Source organism: Vandammella animalimorsus (genome assembly GCF_002285285.1).
Taxonomy (GTDB): Bacteria; Pseudomonadota; Gammaproteobacteria; order Burkholderiales; family Burkholderiaceae_C; genus Lampropedia; species Lampropedia animalimorsus.
Window position 1 is genome coordinate 165,856 of sequence record NZ_NSJF01000003.1, and the last position, 12,521, is coordinate 178,376.

The window sequence follows — 12,521 nt, forward strand, 5'->3', positions numbered from 1 at the left end:
GAACACACATGAGCACCCTCTCCCTCCGCGCCACCCAGACTCGCCCGTTTTACGTCATGGAGGTGGCCAAGGCCGCGCAACGCCTCATCGCCGAGCGCGGCAACACGCCGCCGATGCGCTATCTGAACATTGGCGAGCCCGATTTCACCGCTCCGCCGCGCGTGCAGCAGGCCGCCATCGCGGCCATCGAGGCCGGTCACAGCCAATACACCGCCGCGCTGGGGCTGGATGCGCTGCGCCAGGCCATCAGCGGCTGGTATGCCACGCGCTTTGGCGTGCAGGTGGCGCCCGAGCGCATCGTCATCACCGCTGGTGCCTCGGCCGCGCTGCACCTGGCCTGCCTGGCGCTGCTGCAAGAGGGCGACCAGGTGCTGCTGCCCGACCCCTGCTACCCCTGCAACCAGCAGTTCGTGCAGGTTGCCGGCGCGCAGCCGGTGTGCATCCCCGTCGATGCGGCCAGCCGCTTTCAGCTCACGGCCGAGCAGGTCGCGGCGCACTGGGGGCCGCAAACCCGCGGCGTGCTGCTGGCCTCGCCCTCCAACCCCACCGGCACCTCGATGCCGTTTACGCAGCTGCGCGCCATCCACGATTTTGTGCGCGCCCGCGGCGGCGTGACCCTGGTCGATGAGATTTACCTGGGCCTGTCCTACGACAGCGAGTACGGCCAGACGGCCCTGGCCCTGGGCGAGGACATCATCAGCGTCAACAGCTTCAGCAAGTACTTCAACATGACCGGCTGGCGCCTGGGCTGGCTGGTGGTGCCGCCAGCGCTGGTAGCGCCCATCGAGCGGCTGGCGCAAAACCTGTTCATCTGCCCCAGCACCATTGCCCAACATGCGGCGCTGGCCTGCTTTCACCCCGACAGCATCGCCGAGTACGAGCGCCGCCGCGCCATCTTCCGCGAGCGGCTGCAAAGCTTCATCGCTCCGCTGCCCGGCCTGGGCTTGCAGGTGCCCGTGCAGCCCGACGGCGCGTTCTACGTCTGGGCCGACTGCCGCGAGGCGGCCCAGCGCCTGGGCGTGCAAGGCAGCTGGGACTTTGCCTTTGCGCTGCTGGAGCAAGCGCGCATTGCCGTAGCCCCCGGCAAGGACTTCGGCCAGAACGGCATGGAGCATTTCGTGCGCTTTTCCATCGCCACCTCCAACGACAACCTGCGCGAAGCCATGGCGCGCATGCAGCAATTGCTCGAGCGTTGACTCTGCCCAGGCCGTTGGGCGCTGCCGCCGGTGCCGCCGGTGCCGCCCCAGGGCGGCGGGGCATCGGTTCTATAATCGCCATTTCCCCCATCCCCCGAGACATGACCAAATTCGTCTTCGTCACCGGCGGTGTGGTGTCGTCCCTGGGCAAGGGCGTCGCTGCCGCCTCGCTGGCTGCCATCCTGGAATCGCGCGGCCTCAAAGTCACCCTCATCAAGCTCGATCCGTACATCAACGTCGATCCGGGCACCATGAGCCCCTTCCAGCACGGCGAGGTGTTCGTCACCGACGACGGCGCCGAGACCGATCTGGACCTGGGCCATTACGAGCGTTTCATCGAAACGCGCATGAAGCAGGCCAACAACTTCACCACCGGCCGCATCTACCAGAGCGTGCTGGAGAAAGAGCGCCGCGGCGACTACCTGGGCAAGACGGTGCAGGTGATTCCGCACATCACGGGCGAGATTCAGGAATTCATCAAGCGCGGCGCAGGCATTGGCACGCCCGACGCGGTGGACGTGGCCATTGCCGAGGTCGGCGGCACGGTGGGCGACATCGAATCGCTGCCTTTCCTGGAGGCCGTGCGCCAGCTGGCGCTGAAGCTCGGGCCCAACAACAGCGCCTTCGTGCACCTGACCTATCTGCCCTGGATTGCCGCCGCGGGCGAGCTGAAAACCAAGCCCACGCAGCACACGGTGCAAAAGCTGCGCGAGATCGGCATCCAGCCCGATGTGCTGCTGTGCCGCGCCGACCGCGCCATTCCGCAGGACGAGCGCGACAAGATCAGCCTGTTCACCAACGTGCCGGCCTGGGGCGTGATCTCCATGCCCGATGTGGACACCATCTACAAGGTGCCGCGCCTGCTGCACGAGCAGGGCCTGGACGGCCTGATCTGCGACAAGCTGCGCCTGAACACGCCGCCGGCCAGCCTCAAGCGTTGGGACGACCTGGTGCATGAAACCGAGCACCCGCAAGGCGAGGTGCGCGTGGCCATGGTGGGCAAGTACGTGGAGCTGAGCGACAGCTACAAGTCCGTCAACGAGGCGCTGCGCCACGCCGGCATGAAAAACCACGTGCGCGTGCGCATCGACCACATCGACTCCGAAACGCTGGAAGGCCCGGCAGGCGCCGCCGCGCAGAAGCTGGCCGCCTACGACGCCATCCTGGTGCCCGGCGGCTTTGGCGCGCGCGGGGTGGAAGGCAAGATCGCCACCGCCCGCTACGCGCGCGAGCACCAGGTGCCCTACCTGGGCATTTGCTTAGGCATGCAGGTGGCCACCATCGAATACGCGCGCCACGTGGCCGGCTTGGGCAAGGCCAACAGCACCGAGTTCGACCCGCACACGCCCGAGCCGGTGATCGCCCTCATCGACGAGTGGGAAGACCAGGACGGCAGCATCCAAAAGCGCGACGCCAGCAGCGACCTGGGCGGCACCATGCGCCTGGGCGCGCAAAGCTCCGACGTGCAACCCGGCACGCTGGCGCACCAGATCTACGGCGACGTGGTGACCGAGCGCCACCGCCACCGCTACGAGGCCAACACCAAATACCTCGACCAATTGCGCAAAGCCGGCCTGGTGATCTCGGCGCTGACCCAGCGCGAGCACTTGACCGAAATCGTCGAGCTGCCGCAAAGCGTGCACCCCTGGTACATCGGCGTGCAATTCCACCCCGAGTTCAAGAGCACGCCCTGGAACGGTCACCCGCTGTTCAACGCCTTCATCAAGGCGGCGCTGGCGCGGCAGAAAAAGGCCGCTGCTGCCGCTGCGCCCGGCACATCCCCTGCTCGCAAGGCCTGAACCAAGGGCGGCTTGCCAAGCCCGCGCCCGGCATCTAGCATCGTTGCGTCAGCATGATGCTTTGATGCAAAGGAGAACACCCCATGCGCAGCACCTTCAACCTGGACGACGACATGCTCATCCTCGCGCAGCAAACCGCCCAGCGCGAGCGCATCACGCTGGGCCAGGCCGTCTCGCAATGGATGCGGCGCGGCGCGCAGCACATGGCCGACGCCCCTGCGCCCCTGGCCAGCCAGCCGCGCAGCCCTTACAGCGTGTACCCAGCGCGTAGCGGCCCGCCCATCACCTCGCAAGATGTCTATCGCCTGATGGACGAGGACGGCGTGTGATGCCAGCCACTTCCCGCCGCCTGCTGCTGGACGTGAACGTCTGGGTCGCGCTGCTCGACGAGCAGCACGTGCACAACCAGACCGCCATCGCCCTGTGGCAGCGCCCCGGCCTGCGCATCGCCACCTGCCCGCTGACCGAAAACGGCGCGCTGCGCATCTGCGCCATGCCCGGCCTGGGCCGGGGGCGGCCCGCCAGCCTGGCCACCATCCGCGCGGCCATGCAGCGCGCCTGCGGCGACGTGGACCACCAATTCTGGCCCGATGCCCTGTCACTCATCGGCGGCGACGCGCTGGACTTCAACCGCATCAGCGGCCACAACCAAATCACCGACGCCTACCTGCTGGCCCTGGCCGTCCACCACGGCGGCACCCTGGCCAGCTTCGACCAGCGCATCGCCCTCTCGGCCGTGCGCGGCGCCACCTCTGACCACTTGCTCCTGCTATGAACCTCTGCGGCTTTCCCATCGGCCTGGATCGGCCCTTCTTCCTCATCGCCGGCCCCTGCGTGGTCGAATCCGAACAGCTGCAAATGGACGTGGCCGGGCAGCTCAAGGAGATCACCGCGCAGCTGGGCATCCCCTTCATCTTCAAAAGCAGCTACGACAAGGCCAACCGTTCCAGCGGCGCGAGCTTTCGCGGCCCCGGCATGGAAAAGGGGCTGGAAATCCTCGCCAAGGTGAAGAAAGAACTGGCCGTGCCCGTGCTCACCGACGTGCACACCGAGGCCGAAATCCCTCAAGTTGCCACCGTGGTGGACGTGCTGCAAACCCCCGCCTTCCTGTGCCGCCAGACCGATTTCATCCGCGCCGTGGCGCAGTCGGGCAAGCCGGTGAACATCAAGAAAGGCCAGTTCCTCGCGCCCCACGACATGAAAAACGTCATCGACAAGGCCCGCGCCGCCGCGCGCGAAGCGGGCCTGCCCGAAGACAACTTCATGGCCTGCGAGCGCGGCGCCAGCTTTGGCTACAACAACCTGGTGTCCGACATGCGCTCACTTGCCATCATGCGCGAGACCGGCGCGCCCGTGGTGTTCGACGCCACCCACAGCGTGCAACTGCCCGGCGGCCAAGGCACCTCAAGCGGCGGCCAGCGCGAAATGGTGCCCGTGCTCGCGCGCGCGGCCGTGGCCGTGGGCGTGGCTGGCCTGTTCATGGAAACCCACCCCGACCCGAACAAGGCCCTCTCCGACGGGCCCAACGCCGTGCCCCTCAAACACATGAAGGCGCTGCTGCAAACCCTGCTGGCGCTGGATGCGGTGACCAAGCGAAACGGTTTTCTGGAAAACGACTTCAGCGCATGAGCGAGCACGCCCCGCCCAGCCCACAGCAAGCCCGCCAGGCCATCCGCCAATGCCTACCGCAGGCGCGTGCGGCCTGGCTGTTTGGCAGCGCCGCGCATGGCGGCGCGCGCTTTGGCGCGGGCAGCGACATTGACATTGCCGTGCGCCTGCCACACCCCCTGGGCGGGCCAGCGCAGCTGCACGCCGCAGAACAGCTGGCGCAGCGCCTGGGGCATGAGGTGGACTTGCTCGACTTCGACCGCCTGCCCACCGTGATGCAGGTGCAAATCATGTACACGGGCGAGCTGCTGTTCAACGACAGCGGCGCAGAGCACCTGGACCACTGCAGCCGCATCCTGACCGAATACCAGCACATCCAGCGCTGGCGCCAGCCCATGGTGCAGCAGCTGCTGGCGCAACTGCAGCAGGCCCAGCCATGAACGCCGCCTTGCAAGACGCCCTGGCCCAAAAAGCCGACCGCATGCAGCGCTGCATCGCGCGCGCCCGTGAGGAGCTGCGCCTGGCCGGGGCGCATTTTGCCAGCGATTTCACCCGGCAGGATGCCGCTATCCTGAACGTGCAACGCGCCTGCGAGCTGGCCATCGACATGGCCAATATGTTCATCGCCCACCATCAATGGGGTCTGCCGCGCAGCGCGCGCGAGGCCTTTGCGCTGCTGGGCGAGCACCAGTTGCTGCAAGGCGAGCAGGTGCAGGCGCTGCAGCACATGGTCGGCTTTCGCAACATTGCCGTGCACCAGTACGATGCGCTGGACATGGACATCGCCGCCGCCGTCATCGCCCATCGGCTCGATGCCCTGACCCAGTTGGCCGCCGTGCTGCTGCAGCGCAGCCTCGATAGCAGCGCCCCTGAAAGCCCCTGATCCATGCCGCCAACGGCGGCCACCGCCCCAAAAAAGAGGAACAAACCCATGCCCTACGGCTACGTCATCGCCAACGTCCACGTCACCAACCCCGAGCAAATGGCCGAGTACCGCGAATGGAGCACCCAGGCCGCCCAAGCCCACGGTGGCGAGTTCATCGTGCGCGGCGGCCAGCAGCAGGTGCTCGAAGGCCAGGCCCACGCACGCACCGTGGTGCTGCGCTTTCCCAGCTACGCAGCGGCGCAGGCGTTCTATGATTCGCCCGAATACCGCAAGGCGCGCCAGGTACGCGAAGGCGCGGGCGTGTTCAATATGCTGTGCGTCGAAGGGCTGTGAGCGCTTCTTTCTGAACCCAGGCGCGCCCGCTTTTCATTTCCCAATTCACTTGACCTGAAACCCGCAAAGGAAACCATCATGAGTGCCATTGTTGACATCGTCGGCCGCGAAATCCTCGACAGCCGCGGCAACCCCACCGTCGAGTGCGACGTGCTGCTGGAGTCGGGCGTGATGGGCCGCGCCGCCGTGCCCTCGGGCGCATCCACCGGCGCGCGCGAAGCCATCGAGCTGCGCGACGGCGACAAGAGCCGCTACCTGGGCAAGGGCGTGCTCAAGGCCGTGCAGCACATCAACACCGAAATCTCCGAGGCCGTGCTGGGCCTGGATGCGGCCGAGCAGGCCTTCCTCGATCGCACGCTGATCGACCTGGACGGCACCGACAACAAATCGCGCCTGGGCGCCAATGCGCTGCTGGCCGTGTCCATGGCCGTGGCCCGCGCCGCCGCCGAGGAAACCGGCCTGCCGCTGTACCGCTACTTCGGCGGCATGGGCGGCGTGACCCTGCCCGTGCCGATGATGAACGTCATCAACGGCGGCGCGCACGCCAACAACAGCCTGGATCTGCAGGAGTTCATGATCATCCCCAGCGGCGCGCAGAGCTTTCGCGAGGCGCTGCGCTGGGGCGCCGAGGTGTTCCATGCGCTGAAGAAAATCATCCACGACAAAGGCATGAGCACCGCCGTGGGCGACGAAGGCGGCTTTGCCCCCAACGTGGAAAACCACGAGGCGGCCATCGGCCTGATCCTGCAATCCATCGAGGCGGCCGGCTACCGCCCCGGCGAGCAAATCGCCCTGGGCCTGGACTGCGCTTCCAGCGAGTTCTTCAAGGACGGCATCTACACCCTCGAAGGCGAAGGCGGCCTCAAACTCTCGGCGGCCGAGTGGACGGAAAAACTCTGCACCTGGTGCGAGAAATACCCCATCGTCAGCATCGAGGACGGCATGGCCGAAGGCGACTGGGACGGCTGGAAGCTGCTGACCGCGCGCCTGGGCAAGAAAGTCCAGCTGGTGGGCGATGACCTGTTCGTCACCAACACCAAGATCCTCAAGGAAGGCATCGACAAGGGCATTGCGAACTCCATCCTCATCAAGATCAACCAGATCGGCACGCTGACCGAGACTTTCGAGGCCATCGAGATGGCCAAGCGCGCGCGCTACACCGCCGTCATCAGCCACCGCTCGGGCGAGACCGAAGACGCCACCATTGCCGACATCGCCGTGGGCACCAACGCCGGCCAGATCAAGACCGGCTCCTTGAGCCGCAGCGACCGCATGGCCAAATACAACCAACTGCTGCGCATCGAGGAAGACTTGGGCGACGTGGCCGTCTACCCCGGCGCCTCGGCCTTCTACAACCTGCGCTGAGCGCTGGCGCGCCCCCAGTCTGAACCCACTGCAAGACGGCCCCTGCCATGCGACTGCCCCTGCGCCTGCGCCATCTCACCACCGTCGCGCTGCTGCTGCTGCTGGCTTGGCTGCAGTGGCAACTCTGGACTGGGCGCGGCAGTTACCCCAACGTCGAGCTGATGCGCGAGGAAATTGCCGTGCAGCGCCACTCCAACGCGCTGATGCGGCAGGACAACGAGCGCCTGCTCAACGACATCGCCGACCTGCGCGAAGGCCGCGAGATGATGGAGGAAATCGCCCGCCAGGAGCTGGGCATGATCCGCCCCAACGAAGTCTTCGTGCAATACACCAAGCCCTGAGAGTCTGTTCAACATCTCGGTGCGAGTGGGCAAGAAGCGGTTTGGGGTGGGCTGCAAGGCGCAAAACGCAGCCATAGCTGGGGCTATGGCGAGGCTTTGCAACGAAGCAGAGCGCCCAAATCCGCTCTCTTGACCGCCGTGCAAAGATTTTGAACAGGCTCTGTGAGTCTGTTCAACATCTCGGTGCGAGTTCGGATTGGGCAGGCCAAACCCGCTGCCATGACACCCAGCATCGCCAATTCCCCCGCACTGCTGCGCCGCCTGCTGGATGCGGCCATCGCCGCCGCGCAACCGGCGCAGCAGCTGGCGCGGCACCTGCCACCGCTGCCGCCAACCGTTGCCGCCGGCAAGGGCCGGGTGCTGGTCTTGGGCGCTGGCAAGGCCTCGGCCGCCATGGCTGCGGCGCTGGAGCAGGCCTGGCCCCAGGCGCCACTGGGCGGACTGGTGGTCACGCGCTATGGCCATGCCGTGCCCTGCCAACGCATTGAGATCGTGCAGGCCGCACACCCCGTGCCCGATGCCGCCGGCCAGGCTGCCGCGCAGCGCATGCTGGCGCTGGCGCACAGCGCCGGCGCGCAGGATCTGGTCGTGTGCCTGTTCTCCGGCGGCGGATCGGCGCTGCTGCCGCTGGCCCTGCCGGGGCTGACGCTGGCCGACAAGCAGGCCCTCAACCAAGCCCTGCTGCGCAGCGGCGCCAGCATCCAGGAAATGAACTGCGTGCGCCGCCACCTCTCGGCCATCAAGGGCGGGCGGCTGGCGCTGGCTTGCTCGCCCGCGCCAGTGCTCAACCTGCTGATCTCCGACGTGCCCGGCGACGAGCCGGCCGACATCGCCTCCGGCCCCAGCGTGCCCGATGCCAGCAGCTGCGCCCAGGCGCTGGAGATCCTGCAGCGCTACCACATCGCCGTGCCCGAGGCGGCGCGGCAGCTGCTGCAATCGGGCGCGGGCGAAAGCATCGCCCCGGGCGACGCCCGCCTGCCGGCCATCACCACGCGACTGCTCGCCACCCCGCAGCAAGCCTTGCAGGCCGCCGCCGCCGCTGCGCGCCAGGCTGGGCTGCACGCCTACATCCTGGGCGACGCGCTGGAGGGCCAGGCCGCCGAGCTGGCCCGCGCCCTGGCCGGCATGGCCTGCTACGCCCAGCGCCATGCGCCGCAGCCCACCCTGCCCTGGCAGCGGCCCTGCGTGCTGCTCTCGGGCGGTGAAACCACCGTCACGCTGGCGGCCAGCAACAGCCCCACGGCTCGGGGCGGGCGCAATGCGCACTTCCTGCTGGCGCTGGCTTTGGCGCTGCGCGGCGCGCCAGGCATCCACGCGCTGGCGGCCGACACCGACGGCGTGGACGGCAGCGAAGCCATCGCCGGCGCCTGCATCGGCCCGGATACACTGGCACGCGCGCGCCAGCAGGGGCTGGGCGCCCAGCAGGCGCTGGACGGGCACGACGCGCACAGCTTCTTCGAAGCCCTGGGCGATGCCATCGTCACCGGCCCTACGCGCACCAACGTCAACGACTTTCGCGCCATCCTGATCCTATGACGCACGCCGCACGCCGCCGCCCGAACGCGCCCCCCAGCGCCCTCCACACCCAGGCCAAGATCGTGGCCACCATCGGCCCGACCACCGACGACAAGGAGCGCATCCGTGCGCTGCACGAGGCCGGCGCCAACGTATTCCGCCTGAACTTCAGCCACGGCAGCCATGCCGACCACCAGCGCCGCCACGCCTGGATCCGCGAGATTGAGGCCGAGAGCGGCCGCCCCATCGCCATCCTGATGGACCTGCAAGGCCCCAAGCTGCGCATTGGCAGCTTCGCGCAAGGCTCGGCGCTGCTGGAGCCAGGCCAGCCCTTCCGGCTCGATATGGACACGGCCACCCCCGGCAGCGAGCAGCGCGTGGCCATGCCGCACCCGGAAATCTTCGCCGCGCTGCGCCCGGGCACGGAGCTGCTGCTCGACGACGGCCGGCTGCGCCTGCGCGTGGCGCACTGCGGCGCGGACTATGCGCACACCGTGGTGACCGTGGGCGGCGTGCTCAGCAACCGCAAGGGCGTGAACGTCCCGGGCGTGCTGCTGCCCATCTCTGCGCTGACCGACAAGGACTGCGCCGACCTGGAATTCGGCCTCTCGCTGGGCGTGGACTGGATAGCCCTGTCCTTCGTGCAGCGCGCCAGCGACATCGCCCAGCTGCGCCAGCGCATCGCCGGGCGCGCGGCCATCGTCGCCAAGCTGGAAAAGCCTGCCGCCATCGACGCGCTGGAGAGCATCGTCGCCGAAACCGATGCCGTGATGGTCGCGCGCGGCGACCTGGGCGTGGAAATGCCCGCCGAGCAAGTGCCCGCCATCCAACGCCGAATCATCCGCGCCTGCCGCCGCCAGGGCCGCCCGGTCATCGTCGCCACGCAAATGCTCGAATCCATGGTCGGCTCGCCCGTGCCCACGCGCGCCGAAGCCTCGGACGTGGCCACCGCCATCTACGAAGGCGCCGATGCCGTCATGCTCTCGGCCGAATCGGCCTCGGGCCACTACCCGCTGCAGGCCGTGCAGATGATGCAACGCATCATCGAGCACAGCGAAGCCGACCCCACCTGGCGCGAAGGCCTGCAGGCCAGCCAATCGCCCCCCGAAGCCACCGTTGCCGACGCCATCGGCCTGGCCATGCGCCACGCCATCGCGCTGCTGCAAGCCTCGGCCACCGTGGCCTACACCAGCTCCGGCTACGCCGCGCTGCGCACCGCACGCGAGCGCCCAGCCGCGCCCATCATCGGCCTGACCCCACACCTGACCACCGCACGGCGGCTGACGCTGGTCTGGGGCGTACACCCCATCGTCACCCCAGAGCTGGCCGTGGGCACCAGCGTCGAACACATGGCCGAGGTGGCCGAGCGCAGCGCCTGCGACGCCGGCTTTGCCGGCCCGGGCGACTATTTGGTGATCTCCGCCGGCCTGCCCTTTGCCACGCCCGGCACCACCAACCTGCTGAAAATCATCCGCATCGCCGCGCCCGCCGCCGGCAGCGCAGCAGCGCCATGAAAGTGCCATGAAGATCGACCTGACTTGCCAACTGCCCTGCAGTCTGGCCCAAGCCGCCGCCCAGGCCCGGCGCCCCGGGCTGCTGCACCACGTGGCCCACCCGCTGGTGCAGTTTCGCGCCCAACAACCGCCGCAACTGCCGGACACCTGGCAGGAAGGTTGCTATGAGATGCGCATGTATTTATTCAGACTGATTCCGCTGGGGCGGCAGACCATCGTGATTACATTTCCGGACCACGGCGGCGGCTTTGCGCTGCGCGACAACGGCCATGGAAGCCTGGTGCGCCGCTGGGATCACCTCATCACCCTCACCCCCAACGATGCCGGCACCTGCTACCGCGATCAGGTCGCCATCGAAGCTGGCTGGCTGACTGGGCCGGTATGGCTGTTTGCCCAGCTGTTCTACCGCCACCGCCAGCGGCGCTGGCGGCAATTGGCAGCGCGGGATTTCAAGGGGATTTAAGAATCTGCTCAAAAGCACTCCACCGCGCCGCGACCAGAAATGAGGCGAGCGGCAAGCTCACAGATGTTGAGCGACGCGCCCCCACGCGTTCACCGTTCACGCCCCGAGAGCCTGGGCCAGTGGCGGCTGCGTCCACACCGGTTGCAGATCGGGCGGCAGCGGCGGCAGGCGGCCCAGCTCCACGCCGCAGTCGGTGGCAGGCGGGCGGTGGAAGTCGCTGCCGCGCGAGGCCAGCAGGCCGTGGCTGCGGGCCATGGCGGCCAGCTCGGCGATGTGCTCGGCCGGCTGTGGGCCGGAGATGACTTCAATGCCCTGGCCGCCGCTGGCCTTGAAGTGCTGCAGCAGGGTTTGCAGAGCTGGCGGCGGCAAGTCGTAGGCCAGCGGATGCGCCAGCACGGCCAGGCCGCCGGCGGCGCGGATGGCGGCGATGGCCTGCTCCAGCGGCAGCCATTGCGTGGGCACGAAGCAGCGGCCCTGCTCGCCCAGATAGCGCTGGAAGACCTGCTGCTCGCTGCCGGCCTGGCCGCTGTGTACCAGGTAGCGCGCCAGGTGCGGCCGCGCCAGCTGGCTGGGCTGGCCGCCGGCCTGCGCCAGCGCGCCTTGCCAGACGCCGCGAAAGCCGGCCTGCTCCAGGCACTGCGCCATGCGCCAGGCGCGCTGCACGCGCAGTTGCTGGTTGGCCGCCAGCGCCTGCTGCAGCGCGGCGTGGTCAATGTCCATGCCCAGGCCGACGATGTGCAGGGTGCGGCCTTGATACAGCGCCGAGATTTCCACCCCGCTGACCCAGGCCAGCCCCAGCGCACGTGCGGCCTGTGCAGCCTGCCGTTGGCCGGCCAAGGTGTCGTGGTCGGTCAGCGCCCACAGCGCCACGCCCTGGCGTTGCGCGCGCGCGGCCAGCTCGGCCGGAGCCAGCGTGCCGTCCGATGCGGTGGAGTGGCAGTGCAGATCGGCCGCCAGCGCGGCAGCATCGCCCTGCGCCGGCGCGCCGGGCCGAGGATCCGGCCAATGTGCTGGCCCATCAGCCGGCCGATCGGTCTGCCTATCAGTCTGCGTAGGGGTTGGCATAGCCCAGCCGCTCGAGGATGCGCACTTCCTGCGCCTCCATGGCTTGTGCGTCGGCCTCGCTGGTTTCGTGGTCCCAGCCCTGGGCGTGCAGCACACCATGCACCACCATGTGCGCGTAGTGCGCCTCCAGCGTCTTGCCTTGCTGGAGCGCCTCTTGAGCGATGACAGGGGCGCACAGCACCAGATCGGCCATGACCAGCGGCTGCTGCGCGTAGTCAAAGGTCAGCACGTTGGTGGCGTAGTCCTTGTGACGGTAGCTGTGGTTGAGCGCGCGCCCTTCCTCGGCATCGACGATGCGCACGGTGATTTCGGCATCGCAGTCCAGCGCGTGGCGTATCCAGCGTGCCACGCGGTGGCGCGGCAGGGCCTGGCGGTGCTGGCGCACCTGCTCGGTGGATGCGAATTGCAATGACAGCGACAGTTGCGGCAAGGCCAT

General features: G+C 68.2%; 15 protein-coding genes. 13 read left to right on the forward strand and 2 right to left on the reverse strand.

Features of this window, described 5'->3' with window-relative positions:
* The first annotated feature begins 8 nt into the window (after window positions 1–8).
* The 13 genes from CK620_RS07255 (at window position 9) to CK620_RS07315 (ending at window position 11,020) form a co-directional block, all read left to right on the forward strand.
* Window positions 9–1,196 carry a pyridoxal phosphate-dependent aminotransferase gene (locus tag CK620_RS07255; RefSeq protein ID WP_095549738.1) on the forward strand — a complete coding sequence of 396 codons (1,188 nt, stop codon included), beginning with the start codon at window positions 9–11 and terminating at the stop codon, window positions 1,194–1,196.
* A gap of 101 nt (window positions 1,197–1,297) precedes the next feature.
* Window positions 1,298–2,995, forward strand: coding sequence for a CTP synthase (locus CK620_RS07260; protein WP_095549739.1), 1,698 nt, complete (start codon window positions 1,298–1,300; stop codon window positions 2,993–2,995).
* A gap of 83 nt (window positions 2,996–3,078) precedes the next feature.
* Complete coding sequence (locus CK620_RS07265; RefSeq protein ID WP_095549740.1) at window positions 3,079–3,324, forward strand: hypothetical protein; 246 nt, start codon at window positions 3,079–3,081, stop codon at window positions 3,322–3,324.
* Window positions 3,324–3,770, forward strand: coding sequence for a TA system VapC family ribonuclease toxin (locus CK620_RS07270; protein ID WP_095549741.1), 447 nt, complete (start codon window positions 3,324–3,326; stop codon window positions 3,768–3,770). Before CK620_RS07265 ends, CK620_RS07270 begins: the two co-directional genes overlap by 1 nt.
* Window positions 3,767–4,624 (forward strand): 3-deoxy-8-phosphooctulonate synthase, encoded by an 858-nt coding sequence (gene kdsA, locus CK620_RS07275; protein ID WP_095549742.1) that lies wholly within the window; start codon window positions 3,767–3,769, stop codon window positions 4,622–4,624. The genes CK620_RS07270 and kdsA overlap by 4 nt, the downstream gene beginning before the upstream one ends.
* Window positions 4,621–5,043 (forward strand): type VII toxin-antitoxin system MntA family adenylyltransferase antitoxin, encoded by a 423-nt coding sequence (mntA, locus tag CK620_RS07280; protein ID WP_095549743.1) that lies wholly within the window; start codon window positions 4,621–4,623, stop codon window positions 5,041–5,043. Before kdsA ends, mntA begins: the two co-directional genes overlap by 4 nt.
* Window positions 5,040–5,486 (forward strand): type VII toxin-antitoxin system HepT family RNase toxin, encoded by a 447-nt coding sequence (gene hepT / locus CK620_RS07285; RefSeq protein ID WP_095549744.1) that lies wholly within the window; start codon window positions 5,040–5,042, stop codon window positions 5,484–5,486. Before mntA ends, hepT begins: the two co-directional genes overlap by 4 nt.
* Window positions 5,487–5,534: 48 nt before the next feature.
* Window positions 5,535–5,822, forward strand: a complete 288-nt coding sequence (locus tag CK620_RS07290; protein ID WP_095541454.1) for a DUF1330 domain-containing protein — start codon at window positions 5,535–5,537, stop codon at window positions 5,820–5,822.
* Window positions 5,823–5,900: 78 nt separating this feature from the next.
* Window positions 5,901–7,187: a phosphopyruvate hydratase gene (gene eno, locus CK620_RS07295; protein WP_095549745.1), complete on the forward strand. Its 1,287-nt coding sequence runs from the start codon at window positions 5,901–5,903 to the stop codon at window positions 7,185–7,187.
* A gap of 47 nt (window positions 7,188–7,234) precedes the next feature.
* Window positions 7,235–7,528 (forward strand): septum formation initiator family protein, encoded by a 294-nt coding sequence (locus CK620_RS07300; protein WP_095539518.1) that lies wholly within the window; start codon window positions 7,235–7,237, stop codon window positions 7,526–7,528.
* A gap of 219 nt (window positions 7,529–7,747) precedes the next feature.
* The gene (locus CK620_RS07305) at window positions 7,748–9,064 is read left to right on the forward strand and encodes a glycerate kinase type-2 family protein (protein ID WP_095549914.1); all 1,317 of its coding nucleotides are present in this window, start codon (window positions 7,748–7,750) and stop codon (window positions 9,062–9,064) included.
* Window positions 9,061–10,557 carry a pyruvate kinase gene (pyk, locus tag CK620_RS07310; RefSeq protein ID WP_095549746.1) on the forward strand — a complete coding sequence of 499 codons (1,497 nt, stop codon included), beginning with the start codon at window positions 9,061–9,063 and terminating at the stop codon, window positions 10,555–10,557. The genes CK620_RS07305 and pyk overlap by 4 nt, the downstream gene beginning before the upstream one ends.
* A 7-nt stretch (window positions 10,558–10,564) precedes the next feature.
* Window positions 10,565–11,020, forward strand: coding sequence for a hypothetical protein (locus CK620_RS07315; RefSeq protein ID WP_095549747.1), 456 nt, complete (start codon window positions 10,565–10,567; stop codon window positions 11,018–11,020).
* A gap of 96 nt (window positions 11,021–11,116) precedes the next feature.
* On the opposite strand, the gene CK620_RS07320 is transcribed toward CK620_RS07315, so the two are convergent.
* Both CK620_RS07320 and ybeY read right to left on the reverse strand, forming a co-directional pair.
* Window positions 11,117–12,085 (reverse strand): PHP domain-containing protein, encoded by a 969-nt coding sequence (locus tag CK620_RS07320; RefSeq protein ID WP_095549748.1) that lies wholly within the window; start codon window positions 12,083–12,085, stop codon window positions 11,117–11,119.
* Window positions 12,063–12,521, reverse strand: coding sequence for an rRNA maturation RNase YbeY (gene ybeY / locus CK620_RS07325; protein WP_095541460.1), 459 nt, complete (start codon window positions 12,519–12,521; stop codon window positions 12,063–12,065). The genes CK620_RS07320 and ybeY overlap by 23 nt, the downstream gene beginning before the upstream one ends.